Origin of the sequence: Pseudomonas sp. P7759 (genome assembly GCF_013386445.1) — a bacterium.
GTDB classification, from domain to species: domain Bacteria; phylum Pseudomonadota; class Gammaproteobacteria; order Pseudomonadales; family Pseudomonadaceae; genus Aquipseudomonas; species Aquipseudomonas azotoformans_A.
Genome location: NZ_JACART010000020.1, coordinates 1 through 20,749, shown reverse-complemented (window position 1 = coordinate 20,749; position 20,749 = coordinate 1). Strand labels below are relative to the sequence as shown.

At 59.1% G+C, this 20,749-nt stretch carries 19 protein-coding genes; 10 read left to right on the top strand and 9 right to left on the bottom strand.

The genetic code is table 11. From position 1 onward, the window contains the following. The first annotated feature begins 79 nt into the window (after positions 1 to 79). Positions 80 to 1,156 (top strand): 3-deoxy-7-phosphoheptulonate synthase, encoded by a 1,077-nt coding sequence (locus HX823_RS17050; RefSeq protein WP_016975370.1) that lies wholly within the window; start codon positions 80 to 82, stop codon positions 1,154 to 1,156. Between the two features lie 64 nt (positions 1,157 to 1,220). Here the strand turns inward: HX823_RS17050 and HX823_RS17045 are convergent, their stop codons facing one another. Then, positions 1,221 to 1,502 (bottom strand): GNAT family N-acetyltransferase, encoded by a 282-nt coding sequence (locus HX823_RS17045; protein ID WP_003189869.1) that lies wholly within the window; start codon positions 1,500 to 1,502, stop codon positions 1,221 to 1,223. A gap of 613 nt (positions 1,503 to 2,115) precedes the next feature. On the opposite strand from HX823_RS17045, the gene oprI reads away from it, so the two are divergent. Further along, positions 2,116 to 2,367 (top strand): outer membrane lipoprotei OprI, encoded by a 252-nt coding sequence (gene oprI, locus HX823_RS17040; RefSeq protein WP_003172710.1) that lies wholly within the window; start codon positions 2,116 to 2,118, stop codon positions 2,365 to 2,367. A gap of 122 nt (positions 2,368 to 2,489) precedes the next feature. Here oprI and HX823_RS17035 read toward each other — a convergent pair whose 3' ends face one another. The 3 genes from HX823_RS17035 to HX823_RS17025 all read right to left on the bottom strand — a co-directional run bounded on the left by HX823_RS17035 (position 2,490) and on the right by HX823_RS17025 (position 4,489). Then, on the bottom strand, positions 2,490 to 3,458 hold the full coding sequence (locus HX823_RS17035; protein WP_038848576.1) for a L,D-transpeptidase family protein: 969 nt from the start codon (positions 3,456 to 3,458) through the stop codon (positions 2,490 to 2,492). A gap of 73 nt (positions 3,459 to 3,531) precedes the next feature. Further along, a complete protein-coding gene (locus HX823_RS17030; RefSeq protein ID WP_010211879.1) occupies positions 3,532 to 3,825 on the bottom strand; it encodes a hypothetical protein in 294 nt (97 codons plus the stop codon). Positions 3,826 to 3,883: 58 nt separating this feature from the next. Then, a complete protein-coding gene (locus tag HX823_RS17025) occupies positions 3,884 to 4,489 on the bottom strand; it encodes an arylesterase (RefSeq protein ID WP_177075666.1) in 606 nt (201 codons plus the stop codon). 10 nt (positions 4,490 to 4,499) lie between these two features. Here HX823_RS17025 and HX823_RS17020 point away from each other — a divergent pair, with 10 nt between their 5' ends. Both HX823_RS17020 and HX823_RS17015 read left to right on the top strand, forming a co-directional pair. Next, on the top strand, positions 4,500 to 5,183 hold the full coding sequence (locus HX823_RS17020) for an ABC transporter ATP-binding protein (RefSeq protein ID WP_038848570.1): 684 nt from the start codon (positions 4,500 to 4,502) through the stop codon (positions 5,181 to 5,183). Then, positions 5,183 to 7,693, top strand: coding sequence for an ABC transporter permease (locus HX823_RS17015; protein WP_177075664.1), 2,511 nt, complete (start codon positions 5,183 to 5,185; stop codon positions 7,691 to 7,693). Before HX823_RS17020 ends, HX823_RS17015 begins: the two co-directional genes overlap by 1 nt. Positions 7,694 to 7,738: 45 nt before the next feature. Here the strand turns inward: HX823_RS17015 and greB are convergent, their stop codons facing one another. Both greB and HX823_RS17005 read right to left on the bottom strand, forming a co-directional pair. Further along, complete coding sequence (greB, locus tag HX823_RS17010; protein ID WP_038848564.1) at positions 7,739 to 8,212, bottom strand: transcription elongation factor GreB; 474 nt, start codon at positions 8,210 to 8,212, stop codon at positions 7,739 to 7,741. Positions 8,213 to 8,325: 113 nt separating this feature from the next. Beyond that, positions 8,326 to 9,312 carry a hypothetical protein gene (locus HX823_RS17005; RefSeq protein ID WP_038848561.1) on the bottom strand — a complete coding sequence of 329 codons (987 nt, stop codon included), beginning with the start codon at positions 9,310 to 9,312 and terminating at the stop codon, positions 8,326 to 8,328. A 220-nt stretch (positions 9,313 to 9,532) separates the two neighbouring features. Between HX823_RS17005 and HX823_RS17000 the strand changes: the two genes are divergently transcribed. From HX823_RS17000 to HX823_RS16990, 3 genes are read left to right on the top strand one after another with little or no spacing between them, the layout of a single operon-like run. Next, on the top strand, positions 9,533 to 10,459 hold the full coding sequence (locus HX823_RS17000; protein ID WP_177075662.1) for an ABC transporter ATP-binding protein: 927 nt from the start codon (positions 9,533 to 9,535) through the stop codon (positions 10,457 to 10,459). After that, positions 10,456 to 11,181, top strand: a complete 726-nt coding sequence (locus HX823_RS16995) for an ABC transporter permease (protein ID WP_038848556.1) — start codon at positions 10,456 to 10,458, stop codon at positions 11,179 to 11,181. The genes HX823_RS17000 and HX823_RS16995 overlap by 4 nt, the downstream gene beginning before the upstream one ends. A gap of 15 nt (positions 11,182 to 11,196) precedes the next feature. Continuing rightward, the gene (locus HX823_RS16990; RefSeq protein WP_177075660.1) at positions 11,197 to 12,927 is read left to right on the top strand and encodes a Gldg family protein; all 1,731 of its coding nucleotides are present in this window, start codon (positions 11,197 to 11,199) and stop codon (positions 12,925 to 12,927) included. Between the two features lie 4 nt (positions 12,928 to 12,931). On the opposite strand, the gene HX823_RS16985 is transcribed toward HX823_RS16990, so the two are convergent. The 3 genes from HX823_RS16985 to HX823_RS16975 form a co-directional block, all read right to left on the bottom strand. After that, positions 12,932 to 13,240 (bottom strand): hypothetical protein, encoded by a 309-nt coding sequence (locus tag HX823_RS16985; RefSeq protein ID WP_038848551.1) that lies wholly within the window; start codon positions 13,238 to 13,240, stop codon positions 12,932 to 12,934. A 247-nt stretch (positions 13,241 to 13,487) separates the two neighbouring features. Further along, positions 13,488 to 13,922: a DoxX family protein gene (locus tag HX823_RS16980; protein ID WP_038848549.1), complete on the bottom strand. Its 435-nt coding sequence runs from the start codon at positions 13,920 to 13,922 to the stop codon at positions 13,488 to 13,490. A gap of 103 nt (positions 13,923 to 14,025) precedes the next feature. After that, positions 14,026 to 15,447: a transglycosylase SLT domain-containing protein gene (locus HX823_RS16975; RefSeq protein WP_177075658.1), complete on the bottom strand. Its 1,422-nt coding sequence runs from the start codon at positions 15,445 to 15,447 to the stop codon at positions 14,026 to 14,028. A 237-nt stretch (positions 15,448 to 15,684) separates the two neighbouring features. Between HX823_RS16975 and HX823_RS16970 the strand changes: the two genes are divergently transcribed. The 3 genes from HX823_RS16970 to HX823_RS16960 form a co-directional block, all read left to right on the top strand. Next, positions 15,685 to 16,491 (top strand): TatD family hydrolase, encoded by an 807-nt coding sequence (locus HX823_RS16970; RefSeq protein ID WP_177075656.1) that lies wholly within the window; start codon positions 15,685 to 15,687, stop codon positions 16,489 to 16,491. 96 nt (positions 16,492 to 16,587) lie between these two features. Continuing rightward, positions 16,588 to 18,069 carry a methyl-accepting chemotaxis protein gene (locus tag HX823_RS16965; protein ID WP_177075654.1) on the top strand — a complete coding sequence of 494 codons (1,482 nt, stop codon included), beginning with the start codon at positions 16,588 to 16,590 and terminating at the stop codon, positions 18,067 to 18,069. A 195-nt stretch (positions 18,070 to 18,264) separates the two neighbouring features. After that, a partial coding sequence (locus HX823_RS16960; RefSeq protein ID WP_177075652.1) for a DUF6531 domain-containing protein occupies positions 18,265 to 20,749 on the top strand: 2,485 nt, incomplete at its 3' end.

The following is a 20,749-nucleotide window of genomic DNA, read 5'->3' as shown; positions in this document are numbered from 1 at the left end:
CCCTGCATTCAAATCATGCTGTGCTCCGCCGCACGGGGATGGCTGGCGGCCGGCACCCGTGACCCTGACGAGTAACACGATGGCTGATTTACCGATCAATGACCTAAACGTCGAATCCAACGAGACCCTGATCACGCCCGATCAGCTCAAGCGCGAAATTCCTTTGAGCGACGCTGCCCTGCAGACCGTCACCAAGGGCCGCGAAGTCATCCGTGACATTCTCGACGGCACCGACCACCGCCTGTTCGTCGTCATCGGGCCTTGCTCGATCCACGACCTCAAGGCTGCCCACGAGTACGCCGAGCGCCTCAAGGTGCTGGCGGCGGAAGTGTCCGACACCCTCTACCTGGTGATGCGCGTCTATTTCGAAAAACCGCGTACCACCGTCGGCTGGAAAGGCTTGATCAACGACCCGTACCTGGACGACTCGTTCAAGATCCAGGACGGTCTGCACATCGGTCGTCAGTTGCTGCTGGACCTGGCCGAGATGGGCCTGCCCACCGCCACCGAAGCCCTCGACCCGATCTCCCCGCAGTACCTGCAGGACCTGATCAGCTGGTCGGCCATCGGCGCTCGCACCACCGAATCCCAGACTCACCGTGAAATGGCGTCCGGCCTGTCCTCGGCCGTGGGCTTCAAGAACGGCACCGACGGCGGCCTGACCGTGGCGATCAACGCGCTGCAATCGGTCTCCAGCCCGCACCGTTTCCTTGGGATCAACCAGGAAGGTGGCGTGTCCATCGTCACCACCAAGGGCAACGCCTACGGTCACGTGGTGCTGCGTGGCGGCAACGGCAAGCCCAACTATGATTCGGTCAGCGTTGCGCTGTGCGAGCAGGCACTGAACAAGGCGAAGATCAAGCCGAACATCATGGTCGACTGCAGCCACGCCAACTCCAACAAGGACCCGGCCCTGCAGCCGCTGGTGATGGAAAACGTCGCCAACCAGATCCTGGAAGGCAACCAGTCGATCATCGGCCTGATGGTCGAGAGCCACCTGAATTGGGGTTGCCAGGCGATCCCAAAAGACCTGGCCGACTTGCAGTACGGGGTGTCGATCACCGATGCGTGCATCGACTGGGCGGCCACCGAAAACACCCTGCGCAGCATGCATGCCAAGCTCAAGGACGTTCTGCCTAAACGCAAACGCACCTGACTTTAAACTGCGCACACGAAAACGCCGGGCTAAGCCCGGCGTTTTTCATGCTGCTGTTTACGGTTTACAGCTTTGCGGCATGGCGCTGGTGGCGCTCCATGTAACGTTCTACGTAGGAGCACGACGGGATCACCGTATAACCTGCCTCTTCGGCGAACTTCAGGGCTTCCTCGGTCAATGCCGCCGCAATCCCACGGCCCCGCAGTGCGTTGGGCACGAAGGTCCGATAGATATCCAGGGTCTGTTTGCCGAGGTCCATATAGGTCAGATAGGCACGATGACCGTCCACATTGGTCTCGAACTGATGACCAGCCTGGTCATGGTGGATGGACAACGCCTCGCTCATCACTACTCCTCGCGGGTCTTGGTTTCTGACCCCTACCTTACCGATGTTTGTCCGGCGAAGGAACATCTACGCCACCCCGTGCCGGTTTCGACATCGAGAAAACCCTGAGCGTTTACAACCAGCACGTAGGGAATAGTAGGCACCAATCCTGAAATTGCTCAAGGCGCGCTCGTCATCCCCAGCCGCTGGTGGATATAGAAAGGGCTCCGATCAACCTGGGATCGAAAGCCTGAACATTGCCGGCAGTTGAACCTTAAGACGAACAGGCGCTCTTAAAGTCACCTCTACATGCGCAAAAGATGCCGGGCAAAGCAAAGCCAAGCTGAACGTAAGTGTCAGCTTGGATATATAAATTTTCATCTGTTTACAAGGCTTAACACATGCGGGCCGGCCCTTTCAGCCTGGATCCAATTTTCGCCTGTTTGAAAAAAATTGGACGGTTTTTATACAAACCTCCAAAAGATTAGCCAAAATAGATTCGGCGCGAGAATTTTTTTTGCTTCTTGCGCTACGTCAGTTTACTTACTACAAGTAATGGGTAGTATGTACGCCGGCTATTAGCTCACCCTGGGCGAACTAGCCATCTAATAGAAAGTCCTTGAAGGGGAACACGATGAACAACGTTCTGAAATTCTCTGCTCTGGCTCTGGCCGCAGTTCTGGCTACCGGTTGCAGCAGCGTCTCCAAAGAAACCGAAGCTCGTCTGACTGCAACTGAAGACGCAGCAGCTCGCTCCCAGGCCCGTGCAGACGAAGCCTACCGTAAAGCTGATGAAGCTCTGGCTGCTGCTCAAAAAGCACAACAGACTGCTGACGAAGCTAACGAGCGCGCACTGCGTATGCTTGAAAAAGCTAGCCGCAAGTAATAATCCTTCGGGGTTGTTATCAAGCCGATCCATTTATGGGTCGGCTTTTTTATTGCCTGGGGTTTGCACCTGAATCGCGGGCAATAAAAAGCCCGCCGAAGCGGGCTGTTGATCACACAGCGTTACTGCTGCAGATCGATCGGCGTACTGACGGCCACCGAAGCTGCGCCAGGCACGCCGATTTCCGTCGGCAAGCCGTCTTCCGCCGCCACTACATCACGCACCTGGTCCCAGTTCACGCGCAATTGGTTGGCCAAGTCTTCACGCTTGAGCAAGGCGTTGATGACGGCGGTGTGCTTGTCGACCACTGACGGCGTCCCGTCATCATTCAATGGCGTATGCGCTTCAAGGTAGACCTTGCCACCACTGCGACCAAACTTGTAGGCATCGTTGATGATGCGCACCGACGTCCCCACCGGCACCATGCCCGCCATCTCCAGCACGTTGTTGTTGAACATGCGGAAACAACCGTGGCTTGTACGCGTGCCGATACCAAATTTCATGTTGGAACCATGGATCAGATAACCCGGCGTGCCCAGGGTGAACTTGAACGGCCCCAGCGGGTTGTCCGGACCGGCCGGCACCACGTTGGGCAGCGGGTCGCCGTTGGCAGCGTGCTCGGCCTTGATCGACGCAGGCGGCGTCCAGGTCGGGTTGGGGGTCTTGGCAATGATGCTGGTGTGGGCGATTGGCGACCCCCAGCCTTCACGACCGATCCCCAACGGGAACGTGTAGACCACGTTCTGGCCCTTGGGGAAGTAATAGAGTCGGTATTCCGCCAGGTTGATCACAATACCTTCGCGCGGGCCCGGCGGCAGGATGAAGCGCGTCGGCAACACGATCTCGGTGCCCGCCCCCGGCAACCAGGCATCCACGCCCGGGTTGGCCGCGACCATCTCCGAGTACCCCAGATCATAGGTAGTGCCCAGGTCGGCAAACGTATCTTCGTACTTGGCCTTGATCACCTGGACCTGGCCGACGATGTCTTCACCCGGTGGTGGCAAGGGCAACTGCAGGGCTGACGCCGAACCGGCCGCGCAGAGCGCAGCGAGAGACAGGCAGCAGGTGACGACGGAAAGGCGCGACAACATCCGGTAAATCCTTCGCAGAACGACGGGGAGGTAAACATCGATTGTATACGTGAAGCGCGCTTCTAGCTGCCCCCTACAACTCGAAACGCAGCTCCGGCCAGATCGGCGGCGTGCCGCGCTTCTGGGATTCCAGTATCGCACGGCACAAAGGGCACAGGCGCTGGTCCTGAAAGATCGAACGATCGACCCGCGACCAACGCGGTTGCGCAGGCAATAACGTGCCGCACAGCGTGCGATCAATGGAGCCGCCCAGTTCCAGTTGACGCGCCACCAGATGCACCCGCACTTCCTGGCAGGCGAACAGATCCAGCTGCTCGTCCGGCTCGATCAGTTGGTAGTTAAACAGGGACCAGGCAGGACGCGACATCAGGGGCTCCAAATCGGGGGGGCGCCACCTTAGCCGAAAGCCTGCCGGTAGAAAAGCGTCATAGCAGCGGTTTTAGCGTCGGCCAGACATTTTCCAGCAACTTGCCCTGGGCGCCGACCGCCGGATGCAGTTGATCAGCCTGCATCAGCTCCGGATGCCCGCCCACGCCATCAAGGAAAAACGGCACCAGCGGGACGTTTTTCTGTTTGGCCAGCACGCCATAGACCTCGGCAAACGCGGTGGTGTAGCGCGGGCCATAATTGGGCGGCAGTTGCATTCCCAACAGCAACACTTTGGCGCCGCCGGCCTTGGACTGGTCAATCATCGACGCAAGATTTTGTTGCAATTGAGCGGGTGGCTGGCCACGCAAGCCGTCGTTACCGCCCAACTCGATCACCACCACGTCCGGTTTATGCTCTGCAAGCGCCGCCGGCAGCCGCGCCAGGCCTCCGGCACTGGTGTCGCCACTGATGGAGGCATTCACCACTTTATCGTCGAAACCTTCCTGCTTGAGCCGTTGCTGCAACAGGGCAACCCACCCTTTGCTGGTATCCAGGCCGAAACCGGCACTGATACTATCGCCAACGATCAGGACTGTACCCGCCGCTGCGTTCTGGGCCATGCACATCAAGGCCAGGCCAGCACTCACAAACCACATTCGCATCGGATTCTCCATGGGCGCAAGCATTCTCACCGCGCGGAACCTTAGCAAAGTGGTTCCCAGCGCGGAAGGTGAACTGACTATCCTGCACGAACTGAGCCTGGAACTGAACAAGGGCGATAGCCTGGCTATCGTCGGTAGCTCCGGCTCCGGTAAATCCACCCTCCTCGGCCTGCTCGCCGGTCTCGACCTGCCCAGCAGCGGCGAAGTCACCCTTGCCGGGCAAGCCCTCAGCACCCTCGACGAAGACCAGCGCGCGCGCATCCGTGCCGAGCACGTGGGCTTCGTGTTTCAGTCGTTCCAATTGCTCGACAGCCTCAACGCGCTGGAAAACGTCATGCTGCCGCTGGAACTGGATGGCCGCAAAGACGCCCGCGAGCGTGCCCGGCACCTGCTGGAACGCGTGGGCCTGGGCAAACGCCTGACCCACTCGCCACGCCAACTCTCCGGTGGCGAGCAACAACGGGTAGCGATTGCCCGCGCCTTTGCCGCAGAACCGGACGTGCTGTTTGCCGATGAGCCCACCGGTAACCTCGACAGCCACACCGGCGAGCGCATCAGCGACCTGCTGTTCGAACTCAACCAAGAAAGCGGCACGACCCTGGTGCTGGTCACCCACGACGAGCGCCTGGCCCACCGTTGCCGACGCTTGATCCGCCTTGAAGCCGGCCTGATGGTCGCGCCCCTGGAGCCTTGATGGCACGTTTGCCGCTGTTGCGCCTGTTCAGCCTTGCCATGCGCCAATTGCTGCGCGACGCCCGCGCCGGTGAATTGCGCGTGTTGTTCTTCGCCCTGCTGGTGGCCGTCGCCGCCAGTACCGCCATTGGTTACTTCGGCGCGCGCCTCAACGGCGCGATGCTGTTGCGCGCCACCGAGTTCCTCGGCGCCGACCTGGTGCTCGAAGGCAGCTCCCCCGCCCGTCCCGAGCAAATCCAGTCCGGCACCGAGCTGGGCCTGGATCACGCCCGCGTGGTGGAGTTTTCCAGCGTCATTGCCACGGATAATGGCATCCAGCTCTCCAGCATCAAGGCGGTCAACGAGCAGTACCCACTGCGCGGTGAGCTGAAAAGCGCGGCTGCACCCTTTGGTGATGAAACCCCAGGCGGCGGACCAAAATCCGGTGAAGCCTGGGTGGAAGCACGGCTGCTGACGGCCCTGGACCTCAAGGTCGGCGACAGCATCGATGTGGGCATGAAGACACTGCGCCTGGCCCGCGTGCTGACCTACGAGCCGGACCGTGCCGGCAACTTCTACAGCCTCACGCCCAGGGTGATGATCAACCTGGCAGACCTGGACGCCACCGGTGTGGTGCAGCCCGGCAGCCGCGTGAGTTACCGCGAACTGTGGCGCGGGCCGCAGGGCAGCACCGTGCTGCAAACCTATCGTGACCTGGTCAAGCCGGGGCTCGCCGCCAACCAGCGCCTGCAAGACTCACGGGACGGCAACCAGCAGATCGGCGGCGCCCTGGGCAAGGCCGAGCGCTACCTGAACATGGCCAGCCTGGTGGCCGTGCTGTTGGCCGGTGTGGCCGTGGCACTGTCGGCCAATCGCTTCGCCACCCGACGCTTCGACGCCAGTGCCTTGCTGCGTTGCCTGGGACTGTCGCGACGCGAAGCCATGTTGCTGTTCAGCCTGCAACTGAGTGTGCTGGGGCTGTTGGCGAGCCTCACCGGCGCCCTGCTCGGCTGGCTGGCGCAGTTTGGCCTGTTCTATTTCCTTCATGACTTGCTGCCATCGGACGTGCCACCCGGCGGGCTGCTACCGGCAATCGCCGGGATCGGCACCGGGCTGGTCGCCCTCGCCGGTTTCGCCCTGCCGCCCCTGGCTGCACTGGGTCGCGTGCCACCGCTGCGAGTCTTGCGTCGCGACCTGCTGCCAATCCCTTCCAGCACCTGGATGGTCTATGGCGCGGCACTGTTTGCCTTGGGCCTGATCATGTGGCGCCTGAGCCTTGACCTGGTGCTGACCTTCGCCCTGCTCGGCGGTGGGGTAGTCGCTGCGCTGGTACTCGGCGGCCTGCTCCTGCTGCTGTTGCAAAGCTTGCGCCGTCTGCTGGCGCGCGCCTCGCTGCCCTGGCGACTGGGCCTGGGGCAATTGTTGCGTCATCCGCTGGCGGCGGCTGGTCAATCCCTGGCATTCGGTTTGATCCTGCTCTCCATGGGTTTGATCGCCCTGCTGCGTGGCGAGTTGCTCGACACCTGGCAAAACCAGCTGCCCAAGGACGCCCCCAACTATTTCGCCTTGAATATCCTGCCGGCTGACAAGGACGCGTTTGGCGCCCGCCTGCTGGAGTTGCAAGCGCAGTCCGCGCCGCTGTATCCGGTGGTGCCAGGTCGCCTGATCAGTATCAATGGCGAGCCCGTACAGGAAATCGTCAGCAAGGACTCCAGCGGCGATCGCGCGGTGCAACGCGACCTGAGCCTGACCTGGGCTGCCGACCTGCCGCCCGGCAACGCCCTGACCGCCGGCTCATGGTGGTCACAGCAACCTACCGATGAAATCCCCGGCGTATCGGTCGAGGCCAAGGTGGCGGAAAGCCTCAAGCTCAAGCTCGATGATCACCTGGTGTTCACCGTGGGCGGGGAAAACCGTGAAGCGCGGGTGACCAGCCTGCGGACTATCAACTGGGATAACTTCCAGCCCAACTTCTTCATGATTTTCCAACCGGGCACGTTGAAGGATCTACCCGCTACCTACCTGACCAGCTTCTACCTGGCGCCAGGACATGACCAGCAGATCGTCGACCTGTCCCGCGCTTTCCCGGCGGTAACCATCCTGCAGGTCGAAGCGCTGCTGGAGCAGTTGCGCAGTATCCTTGCCCAAGTGACCCTGGCGGTGGAATACGTGCTGCTGTTTGTGCTGGCGGCAGGGATGGCGGTGCTGTTCTCCGGCCTGCAAGCCACCCTGGATGAGCGCATCCGCCAGGGGGCGCTGCTACGTGCACTGGGCGCCGAACGCAAGCTGCTGGTCAAGGCCAGGCGTATCGAGTTCGGGCTGCTGGGCGCAGTGAGTGGTCTGCTCGCAGCGCTGGGGACCGAGTTGGTGACCTTTGTGCTGTATCGCTATGCGTTTGACCTGGCCTGGCAGCCTCACCCGTGGCTGTTGCTGCTGCCGGTGATTGGCGCCGTATTGATCGGCGGTGCCGGTGTATTCGGCACTCGCCGCGCACTCAACGCCAGCCCGTTGACCGTGCTACGCGAAGGTTGAAACCTGATCGGCCCGCGTTCATCACTGGACGCGAGCCGACCTCACTTACTTCACATATTCGATGCCGGTGATCCACCAGCACACATCTCCACCCGGGGTCTGCACGACGGCCTCATCGTCCACTTCCTTGCGCAACAACGCACGGGCCATGGGTGAGTCGATGGAGATGTAGTCCATCCGATCATAAATCTCGTCATAGCCGACGATGCGAAAACGCTTGGTCTCACCTTGCTCATTCTCGATGTCTACCCAGGCGCCGAAGAACACCTTGCCCTCTTGCTCGGGCATGTATTCCACAACGCGCATGTCCTCCAGGCGCTTGCGCAGGTAACGCACGCGACGGTCGATTTCACGTAGCAGTTTCTTGTTGTACTGGTAATCGGCGTTTTCGCTGCGATCTCCCAGCGAAGCCGCCCAGGTCACTTTGCGCGTGGTGTCCGGGCGTTTTTCGCGCCACAGATAATCCAGCTCCTTCTTCAGCGCTTCATGGCCTTCTTTGGTAATCAGCTTGGTACTCAAACGCTTGCATCCCCAGACAGTGTCCACAGGTGCCGATACGCCTGGGCTTCAAACCCAGCCCACGGCTGGCAGGCGTTGATGATAAATGAACTCGCGAAAGTAGCCAGGCCAGTCTAGCCATCCAACGCCTGATCCAGCTCAAGCAGCACACCCCGCAGGCTCTGCCGCAAACCCGAAACCTGCGACGTCATCACCTTCAGGGCCTCGGTTCTCTGGCTGACCGCAAGCGAATGATCATGCAGTTGAGTGGTGCGCCGTTCCAGTTCTAGAGCTTTCTCATCCAATAGTTTCTGCTCTTGCTGCAAGCGCGCCTGCCATTGCTCCAGTGCCGATTCCCGTTCGATGGCTGCCAGCTTTTGCTGGGTCAGCTCTTGAGCAACACGGGCCAGGTTGGTCAACGTGCTGTCCACTTCGAACAACGTACTGTGGTCGGCTGGAGGCGGGCGTTTCAGAGGTGTCGGCACATCGGGCTCCGCTTGGATGACCGTTGCGGCTTGCGCCATCATCAACGGAGCCTCGACAGGGGGTTGTCGAATCTCCTCAACGGGATGTTCATGCACAGGCGCCGGGAATGGCTCGGAAGGATTCATCGCCTTGGGAGATGAGCTCATTTGCGACGAAAAACGAATGGACGGTACGATCACTGAAGCGCTTTCGATCGCCGGCAGCGTCGGCGCAGACATGCCCAGGGTGATCACCTTCATCACCAGTGCCTTCTTGATGATCACTGAGTGATGGTCCTCGGGCCTGGCGGGCGGCAGCTTGCAGCCTTTCAAATCGACAAAATGATAGGGCACCTGGGTTTCCGTCACCCCGCCCGCCTTCATTCCCGAAGCAGCCAACGTCAGAATTTGCTTGAACACATGTAATGCCAACTGCAAATCCTCCCTGGACTCAACCCCACCCAGGAAATACCGATCAACTTTCTTACGTAACGCGGCGATATAGACCCTGGAACTTTCCGGTTCTACTTCCTCATCCAGGCTATAGACAAGAAAGTTGGAGGCCGTCTGACCCACGGCAAATCCACAGAGCAATGCACCATTAACCGGAGCATCTTGGCCATTACGCTCAAGAACAAGGGTACGTAGCAGCATCATGGTATTCAGGCCTCATTATGCAGTGCAGAAAGTTTATATAAACAACTAATAAACATTCAAAAATTGGACATTCCGAAACCTAACACATTGCTTCAGCGACCTGCCCAACCCGCACGTAGGACTTCTCTTATTACGCATTATCGACGTTCCCAAAAGCGATCGTTACCCGTACCCTTTTTTTCACGCCCCCTACGTCATACCAAACTTTTTCGGTAAAAAAATGATCGAAATAAGCAATCTGACAAAACACACGGGTAACACCGCTGTACTCAGCGACTTTTCGTTCATCGCCAATCAACAAGAATGCGTGGGATTATTCGGGCAAGATCATTCTACCAAAACAACCCTGTTCGATTTAATAGCCGGGTCAACAAAGCCCTCCAGCGGTCATATAAACGTCCAGGGTTTCGATATACAAACCCATGCACTTAAGGCAAGGCAACTCGTTGGTTATCAACTGTCCACGGACCTCGGCCATCCAACGATGTCCGTCAAAGCGTTCCTTGGCTTCATCGCTGCCGTTCGCGGCTTCTACGGCGCCGAAAAGCGCTCGCGGCTGGAACAGGTCATCGCACGATTGGATTTGTTTCCCGTGCTCGATGCGCCTCTGGATGCCCTCTCCATCGGTTGGAAACGTAAAGTCGCCCTTGCGCAGGCCATCGTGCATAGCCCAGTCCTGTTGCTGCTGGATGAACCCACCGAAGGACTTGCACCTGATCAAAAATATGCGTTCAGGTCGCTCATCCAATCTTTAACGCAAGAAATGACAGTCATCATCGCTTCTCGCCACTGCGATGAATTATCTGATTTGTGTACCCGAGCGTTAGTCATGGCAGGCAGTCGCCTGGTCGCCGATAACCCGCTGCCCGATCTACAACGCGACTCACGTCATTTCCAGGCCGTCACCCTGGCCGCGGACACACCATTGGACCTATTGGCCCTGGCCGTACTGCCCGGCGTGGCTGGCATCGAAGAACATCGACATGCCCCCGGCACGGTGACCGTTCTCGCCATGCCGGGACACACCATCTATCCCCATATCAATACGCTGATTGCCAGTCGCCGCTGGAAAATCAACTCGTTAAACCTGGAACCAGGTCGCCTGAATGATGTGGTCCATCACCTGAGCCAGGAGGCGCCCCGTTGAAATTATTACCTATTATTTTCAAGCGTCAGCTCGCCAGCTATGCCTGCACACCCAGTACTTACCTGCACATTGCCGTCTTTCTCATACTGTCCGTGGCATTGGGAAAGTACATAAGCCCGTGGCCGGAACAAAACATCAGTGACTTGCAGGTGTTCTTCCAGTTTCACCCCTGGCTGTATTTACTACTGATTCCCGCCTTGGCCACGCAACTATGGGCGGATGAGTCCAGTACAGGCTTTCTCGGGCTAATGAAAACCATGCCCATCACAACCTATGAATGGGTGATCGGAAAATTCCTGGCCGCCTGGTTCATAGCAGGGGCAGCCCTGTTTCTGATGTCTCCTCTCGTCATCATAGCCAACTACTTGGGCAGGGCCGATAACAGCGTTATTGCTTCGCAATTTTTCGTGAGCTGGTTGTTGGCAGGCAGTTACCTGTCCGTGGGTTGCTTTATTTGTGCCTTTGTACGCCAGCGCACTGTCATTTTCGTATTGACCCTTGGCCTGCTTCTGACAGCCAGTGGACTTTCTTCCATCCTGGATGCCCTTGAACACCAAGCCCCTATTGGCTTGATTGATAGCTTGGCCGCACTCAGCCCTACTTTGCGATTTAGTAATATCGACGATGGGAAACTCACACTTCGTGACACGCTCTACTTCATTAGCATGATCTTCGCCTTTCTCGCTGCGACGATAGTCACACTCAACTACAAACACAGCTGAGAAGGGAAACCCTCAATGCGGTCCTCGCTGCGCACCGGCATGACACTTACCGTCACCTTCCTGCTTTTCCTGGCGTTCAATCTGGTTTGGATAGGCAAATTTCCTGATATACGGTGGGACCTTTCTGAGCAAAAAGCTCACACCTTGACACCTGCGGTAAAACAGCTGCTCACCACACTGGAAGACCCGCTCGACTTGTATTACTTCAACTCCGCCAACGCCCCCAAAAGAAGCTACGCGGTGCAACGCTACAGCAAGCGTATTGAAGACCTGCTCAAGGAGTACGAGGAAACAGCCAATGGCATGATCAACCTGCACCTGATTGAACCAGCGCCTTTTTCGGAGGACGCCTACAAAGCCCGGCTCTCCGGGCTCGACGATAATGCCGGGTTTCTCGGTCTTATCGGCTCCCGAGCAGGTCACGGTGTGCGACGTATTGGTTCCTTCAGCCTCGACCAAGAGCCACTGCTTGAGTATGAAATCAGCCATCTGCTCTATAAATTGCAGAACCCCGAACGCCCGGTCATCGGGCTATTGGCGGGATTGGCGATGGACGGATCCGCAGGCCGGTTGTTGCAGGAGCTAAGGCAGGAATTCGACCTGGTCAATCTGGAGCCGACTGCCGCATCCGTTCCCCAGCCCATCAAAACCCTGATGGTCGTGCACCCTCAGGCATTGTCTGAGCGAACCTTGTATGCCATTGAACAATTTGTCTTGAGGGGCGGCAGATTAATGATGTTTATCGACCCTCTGACTGAGCAACGCCCAAACCTCCCCCCAGGCACCACTCAGCTGAGCGAGTTGCTGGCTGCCTGGGGTGTCCAAATGCCAGCGGACAAGTTGGTGGTTGACGACGTCTACACGCCAAGGGAGACACCTGGCACGCCCAATCAGGTCCGATTGAACCTGCCCCGACAGGCGATGAACACCCATGACATCAGTACGTGGAACCTCAATAGGGTGACGGTATCGAGTAGTGGCGCCCTCTCCCCACTGAGCAAGAGCCGCACAACCTTCACCCCGCTCCTGCAAAGCTCCGAACAGTCTGTCCTGTTGGACGCCAACGGCTTCACAAGCGCAGCCCGCATCGACTCATTGATTGAAGGGGCGTCAAAGCAGGAACGAACTCATGTGATCGCGGCGCGTATCAAGGGGCCGAGCTATTCGGTGTTTCCCGATGGCATCAAGGGGCAGCCGCCCGGTTTGCAGAAAGCGGCACAGATTCATGTCGTGGTGGTGGCTGACACAGACATGCTCATGGATAAGGTCAACGACTCGGCCCCCGACGGCAACGCGCTGTTTGTCTTGAATACGCTGGACAACCTGTCCGCCCCCGACACACTCGCCGCCATTCGCCCGCGTGTGCCGCAGGAAACGTCGCCGAACAGGTTGGAGAGCATGCGCACCGTCGCGAAACAGGCCTATCGCGTAAAAGCCAGCGAATTGGAACGGCGCCTACAGCGCACGGAGCAGGAATGGCAGCGGCTTAGCCCGTGGACAACCGCCCTTGGTACCCAGCCCGTGGACACCACCACTCGGCTGCAGGCACTCAACAAGGAACGCCTGCGCTTGCCCATGGAGTTGCATGCCCTGGAGGACGAGGCCTATGCCCAGGTGCGTCGACTGGAATGGGTGATAAAACTGACGGTGACTTTTGCGATACCCGTGACCTTATGCCTGATTGCCTGGCTGGTCTTTCTGGGCCAACGCCGTCGCCGGCTGAAAGCCGGCAGCGTCATTCACTGAACGCTCAACGACGGGCGATCAGCCCTTGCCGGGCAATACGGGTCAATTGACGAATAACCTCATCGGCGTCACCGGCAGTTGGCGCCTGGATAACCGCAAGGTCAAAGCTGTTGCTGGCAAACCGCGCAAGGGAATCGCCGTCTTCGACAAACTGGATCAGGAACGCCGAAGGTCGGCCCGTGCGACGCGGCCAGCCATCCAGGTAACGCAATAGCGTCGGCTGATGCTTGCCACCCAGGAGAATTTTTGGATTGCGTTGAGTGAGGTCCGCGGTGATCGGGGCCAGGCGTATCAGGGGGCGTAGTGCATTCATCGTGTCGTGTCTCTGCCTCAAAAGTCTGCGGGCAGGTGAGAGGCAACACCGAACCAGCGCTTTAGCGGAATTTCGAAGCATGGAACATGCTTCTGTCGGGACCGATAACGATCACCCATGGCGCCCCGCAATTAGCTGTTTAAATCGGCGCATGAGCGGCATCCTAGAGAAGCCGGTGGGGCGGTGTCAAGAATCCCGATCAGCAAAAAGCCCGCACAGAGCGGGCCTTTTGAGGGTTCTACGCAAATCAGTTGGCGATGGCGCGATCCGCAGACAGCTTGCCAGCACCTTCCAGCAGCACCGCCAGGGAACCGCCGAGCAAGGCCAGTGCGAACTCATAACCGTTGTTGGCCATGAACAGACCGTTATGGATATGCACCGAGAAGATCGCCACCAGCGACAGGATGGTCAGGCCCAGTGCCGCAGGACGAACCAGCAGGCCGATGATCAAGGCCAAACCCGCGAAGAACTCGGTGCCGCCCGACAACAGCGCCATCAGGGTACCCGGCGCCAGGCCGATGCTTTCCATCCACTGGGCAGTGCCCGCCAGGCCGTAGCCGCCAAACCAGCCAAAGAGTTTCTGCGAACCGTGAGCGGCAAAGATGATGCCGACAACAATGCGCAAAATGGTCAGGCCGTAACCGGCGCGGGTGGACAGGATGCTCTTGATCAGTGGGCTCATGGTGATAATCCTTTTCTAAATAGGGGTTGGTTGGCCGCTATATTAATCAGTTTAAACAATGATAAAAGCCGAAAAAATGCCTGATTAATATCGATAAAATCGATTACTTCCGTGAGGCGATTTTCGGCGCCGGCGGCTCCAGGGACTCCCGCTCCCGGTCAAACGCCAAATAGTACTTGTTGACGCTATTAACATAGCTGACGCCGCCCATCCCTACCTGCTCCATGGCAATGCGTTCAACCTGGAAGAACCACTGATTGGGGTTAAGCCCCCGGCGCTTGGCTTCAGTGCGCATGCCCTGCACCCGCTCCGGCCCCATATTGTAGGCCGCCAATACAAAGGCCATGCGCTCACGCTCATTGAGCTTGGGGCTGGCGAAGAACTTGCGACGGATCATCGCCAGGTAGCGCGCGCCCGCTTGCACATTACTGTCGAGACTCTCAATGTTATTGACCCCTACCCGCTGCGCTGCCGAAGGGGTGATTTGCATCAAGCCGGTGGGACCGCCGCTGTTGCGCGCGCCAGGGTCCAGAGCGGACTCCTTGAAGGCCAGTGCCGCCAGGTTCAGCCAATCCATGCCCTGCTCGCGGGCATGCTTTTGTAACACCGGGCGCAGTTTTTCCAGGCGTTGACGGTCAACGCGAGCCAGTGGATTGCGCACTTGATAGAGACGACGGTAGATACGCTGGAACGCCACATCCTGGTCGGAAGGGGTCCGGTAAGTCTTGAGGAATCGATCAATGCTGGCCCGCAGCATCGAAGCATCCTGGCGCACGAACCAATATTCGTCGCCCGGCTCGCTGATCGCCACCTGCTTATCGAAGCGCAACTTGGGCAAGATCTTCGACCAGCGTTCGGCAATCGGTTTTTCAACAATGGTCAGGTGAAAAATGCCGGCCTGGACCATCTCCAGCACATCCTCCACGGCCAGGGTCGGGTCCACCCACTCCACTTTCACCGGCGGTTGCTTGTGCAGCGCCAGCTTCTGATTGACCTGACTGATGGCATCCGCCGCCGCACTGCCGGTGGTCAACGCCAGTGTGCGGCCAGACAGTTGCTCCAATTTGGTGAACCGCCGCTCGCCCTTCACCCCCACCAACCACAGCGGTACATCGCTGACAATCGGGTCGCTGGTGCTGATCTTGTGTGCAGCCTTTACATCCAGCAACTCACCCGGAGCGACCAGGTCGCCTTCGCCACGGGCCAACGCGCCGAGCAACTGGTCCTTGGCCTTGGGAATGATCTTGAAGTTGATTTCCTGGCCATCGCGGGCATGACCATTAAGATATTGCTCGAAGGCGCGCAGGCGATGGTATTCGACACCGATGGCCTGGCCCTGGACCTCGCCGGAACTGTTTCGGCTCTGGTTGACCAATACACGCAGGGTGCGACTGGAGCGAATCTCCGCCAGGTCGCGTACCTTGCCGGGCTTGGTCACTTCCAGCGGCCCGTCCAGACGCGCGACCGCCGCCATGGGCAGCAGCAACGTCAGGCACAACATAAGCAACGCCGAGGGTCGGATCATCCGCTCTCCGGAAAAGAATACTGGCCAACGCCCTCGCGAAAAACGAGGCGCTGGGGGTCAGAAACAGAGCGCTTTATGCGCTGGCAAGGTACGCAACGGCGGCATGATGGCGGGCGACGAGCCAACCACGATGTCACTTGCGACGTTCAAAGACAGCTATAACTCGTTGTAGTTCTTCGTTTTTCTTATAAATCTACAGCTCTGATATGCTTTCCGGCCGCAGGCGGAGATAGCACCATGCAACTCATTGATATCGGCGTCAACCTGACCAACCCCAGTTTCGACGAGAAGCACCAGGCGGTGCTCGACCGCGCCTATGCCGCTGGCGTACAGCAATTAGTGCTCACCGGCACCAGCATCGAGGGCAGCGAACTAGCCCTGCAATTGTGCGAAAAACTAGATGAAAGCGGCCAGCGCCTGTTCAGCACCGCCGGCATCCACCCCCACTCCGCCAGCGACTGGAACAGCGACAGCGCCCATCGTCTGCGCGTTTTGCTCAGCGAGAGCCGCGTACGTGCGGTGGGTGAATGCGGGCTGGATTTCAACCGGGATTTTTCCCCGCGCCCGCAGCAGGAAAAAGTCCTCGAAGAACACCTGGCCCTGGCCGTCGAACTGAAACTGCCGGTATTCCTCCACGAACGTGACGCCAACCAGCGCCTGCTGGAGATCCTAAAGGACTATCGCGACCACCTTACCGCCGCCGTGGTGCATTGCTTTACGGGCGAACAGCAAGCGTTGTTCAGCTACCTCGACCTCGACTTGCACATTGGCATCACCGGCTGGATCTGCGACGAGCGCCGTGGGACACACCTGCACCCGCTGGTCAGGGAAATTCCCAGTGAACGTCTGATGCTGGAAAGCGACGCCCCTTATCTGCTGCCGCGCACCCTACGGCCAAAGCCGAAAAATGGCCGTAATGAGCCGGCGTATCTGCCGGAAGTCCTGCGCGAAGTCGCCCTGCACCGCAACGAAAGCCTGGAAGACCTGGCTCGACACAGCACTGCATGCGCCCGTCGCTTTTTTGGACTGCCCGAAGTGGATTGATGCGGCGCATTGACCCATGTCAAAACCGTTTCCCTGGATAGCGGCACAATAATGGCACCTTGCCAATGCTGTTTCCGCTATCAGAGAAAACCTTCCATGGGTGCCTGGCTTAGCAATATCTCGCTGAAGTACAAATTCTGGGCCGTCAACGCGGTCGCCTTCATCACCACCCTGCTGCTGGTGCTGTATGCCGTACAGCTTGAACAGCAGGCGCGCAGCACGGCGTCCCTCGCCTCGGCGCAAGAACAAGCGCGGCTGCTGAGTGCCTGGCCAGCGGGTGAGACGCTGCCTGAGAGCGACCATTGGCTGACGTTCAAGCGCGGCCAAGTCCCACAGCTGGCCGATCAGGATCTGTCAGCCCTGGGCAGCGCCACGGGTTGGGTCGAACTCAACCACATGCCTGTGTTCGGCGAGAATCCGTTGATGGGCGCTGAAGTCGTCGCCCGTCCTGAGGGTCAATACGTGGCCGTCCTTGCCTACGCGCCCAGCCTGAGCCAGGTGTTCGAAGAGCGCTTCGCCAACTATGCGGTGGCGGTCATGATCCTGATGCTGGCAATGCTCGGTGCCTCGCAATTGCTGATCCGCTTCCTGCTCAGTCAACTCAACACGCTCAAAGACGTGATGCTGCACGTAGAGAAAACCGGCGACCTGTCGGCCCGCGTGCCCTTGGCGTGCAAAGACGAAGTCGGCCAAATGGCCAGCGCGTTCAACGCGATGCAGGCCGGTTACCAGCGCGTGGTCAACACCGTGGCACGCACCGCACAGCAACTGGACGAGGGCGCCGCACGGCTGGCGAGCAGCATGAACGAGGTGCAGCATGGCATGCTCGGCCAGCAGAGCGAAACCGACCAGGCCGCCACCGCCATCAACGAGATGACCGCCACCGTCTATCACATCGCCCAGCACGCAGGCGCCACGAGGGATCTGTCCCAGACTGCCGATACCCTCGCCGGCAGCGGCAAGGAAGTGGTCAGCCGCGTACAGCGCTCGATTGCCGGCCTGTCCACCGGCGTGCAACAAACCGCCGAAATGATCCAGAAGCTCGCCGAGGACAGCCAGAAAATCAACGGTGTAGTCAGCGTGATCCACAGCATCGCCGAGCAGACCAACCTGCTCGCCCTCAACGCCGCCATCGAAGCCGCCCGCGCCGGGGAAATGGGCCGTGGCTTTGCCGTAGTCGCCGACGAAGTGCGCAACCTGGCCAAGCGCGTGCAAAGCTCCACTGACGAAATCACCCGCATGGTCTCGGCCCTGCAAGCCGGCACCCGCGACGCGGTGGACTTCATGCAGGAAAGCTCGTTCAAGGCCGACGACTGCGTGCAACAAGCCCAGGAAGCCGGCGTCGCCCTCGCCGAAATCACCGGCGCCGTGGCGCAGATGCGTGAAAGCAACACCCAGATCGCCGTCGCCGCCGAACAGCAAAGCCACGTGGCCGAAGAAATGAACCGCGCCGTCGTCAGCATTCGCGACGTGACCGAGAACACCGTGCAGCAGACCGTGGATTCGGCGACCACCAGCAATGAACTGGCCACCCTGGCCGGGGAGTTGAGCAAAGCGATTGGGCAGTTGAAGCTGTAGGACTGTTCACCCTGTAATCAACCGCCTACAACAAAGCCTCGGTTTACCCGAGGTTTTGGCGAAACGTCCTAGCCCTCCCAGCGAATAACGCCGACTTCTTTTCCCTACCAACCTCGCCAAAGTCTCTCGCCTGACCAATCAGCGCGAGGGACCGCCGATGCACCTTTCCTGTGCCCCACTCAATGGGGCCGTTTCATGATTCCGGTTATTGCGCAGTTCGTCCTCTCCCCCATGGATGCCGAAAAGCCGGACGTGGAAAGCGTCTTTCGGGACTTTCGCACGTGCCTGAACTCATTTGACGAATGGGCCGAAAGCTTCTGGAACGGCTCGGCGCTGGAGGTCGAGCAGGTATTCAAGGTCGGCAAAGACGTGTCCCTCGTCGCTCCCACGTCTTCCAAAGAACCCCATCGCACGCTGGCCGTTTGCAAGGCCCAGGGCTCGTTGACCCTGGTGCATATGTTTGAAAGCACGCAGTTTGTGCCCATCGGCAATACGCCGGTGATGTTGCAAGCCATTGGATCGGACGGCAAGCCATTCGGTGACCCTATCCGTCGAACCATCGATGCCAGCGGCATTCTTGAAGTCAACGATTGCATCCGCGACCAGCGTTACCAGATCACTTTTTATCCCAACGTTTCCAAGGCACACGTCAAGGCGCTGTATGCGTCTTATCAGTCGGTGATCGTCGGGCTGGAAGAACGCCTGAGTGACGAATGGACGAAGACCTTCAAGCCGCGATGGAAGGACTTCGCCAACGCCACGCCGTTCGAGCGCAGTGCGATGCAAGGCGTGGCGTTCGCGAGTGGGATTGGCAAGGCGCTCTACAACCTCTGGGACAATTTCACACAGCTGTACGACCTGTTGGCGGACCTTGAGGCCAATAGCGAGAAGTTACTGAAGTACATCACCCAGGTCGAGCTGGACGAGCTGCTGAAACTGGGCAAGGACGCCATCGCCCATGGCCTGCTGGTGCTGAGCGATGAGCCGCTGTTGTTCATCTATCTGTCGGCGATGGTCGCCTGGATACGCATGCTACCGCCGCCGGACATGTATGAACTGGTGGGCGAGATTACCGGCGAGGTGCTGATCAATCTGTTTTTGATCTGGGCGACGCGGGGCATGGGGGTACAGGTTCGGCTGGGTATGCAGGTGTTGGGGCATATCAAGTCGGGTCGGGTGCGTAAGTGGCTTGAGATGTTGGCCGATCAGTTGGTCGGGCCTCGGTTGGACGCGCATGTCGACGCGGCCAAGCCCATGTTGCTGGGTAGCTCGGCGACGCCGATTCGGACGGTTCCGGATGTGCCGTTGAAGGCTGGGGATCAGGTGGTTTCCAACGCGGTGCCGGTGGTGCGGGACAAGTCCAAGCGGACGGTGTTGGTGCGCCAGGAACATGTGGATGATGCGCCTGCTGTTGGGAAGAATCCGGCTGGGGATGCGGCGGCGTCGTCGGACAAGACGGCCACTAACGGCTGCCCGGTGTCGATGGTCACGGGCGAGGAGCTGCTGACGCTCACCGATGGCGCGCTGGACGGGATCTTGCCGTTTGAGTGGACCCGGTTGTATCGCACCAGCGCGGTGGAAGTGGATTGTGGGTTGGGGTTTGGCTGGAGTCACTCGCTGGCGCATCGGCTGAGTGTTTCCGGGGATTCGGTGGTGTGGACGGATCATGAGAATCGGTCGACTACCCTGCCCCTGCCTTCTGACTCTCGACCGGCGATTACCAACAGCCTGGCCGAAGCGGCGATCTACTTGGGGTCGTTGCCCGATGAGTTAGTCCTGTCTCAAGGGGCGCGCTTCTACCATTTTCGCGACGGTGTGCTGACGGCGATCAGCGATGCGTATGACAACCGGTTGCGCATTTCCCGGAATTATCTGGGGCAGATTGAGCGGCTGGATAACGGCGTCGGGCGCTCGTTGTTTTTGCGCTATGCGTTGGGTCGCATTGTGGCGATGGACTACCAGATTGAGCGGGCCGTCGATGACGGTCCGTTTGTCTGGGTGACGGAGCAGAACGTTGTTTCCTACGCCTATGACGTGGCGGGTCGGTTGGTTTCTGCGACCAATGCGGTAGGCGAAAGCGAGGTTTATCGGTACGACGAGCAGCACGTCATTCTTGAGCGTGGCTTGGCCGGTGGCGCGAGTTTCTTTTGGGAGTGGGAAAGGTCTGGCAAGTCCGCGCGATGTGTCCGGCATTGGGCCAGTTTTTCGCAGATGGACACACGCTATGCCTGGGACGATAACGGGCAGGTCACGGTGTTTAACGCCGATGGCAGCCAGGAAGTCTATGTGCATGACCAGCGGGCGCGGCTGGTGCAGCGGGTGGATCCTGACGGTGCTGAGCACTTCAAATCCTACGATGAGAAAGGCCGGCTGACGGTTGAGCAAGATCCGTTGGGGGCGATCACTGCCTACCAGTACGACGAAGCTGGGCGTTTGGTGGCGCTGTTTCCGGGGGACGATGAACCAACGTCCTACGAGCATGACAATGGGTTCGTACGGGTTGTAAGGCGGGGTCAGGCGGTTTGGAAGTATGAGCGTAATGACCAGGGCGATGTTACGCGTAGGAGCGGTCCTGACGGTAATTCGACTGAGTACAGCTACAACAAATACGGGCAACTGACACAGGTTTGGCTGCCGGATCACAGCTGTCACCGGCTGGTTTGGAATGAGCGTGGGCAGT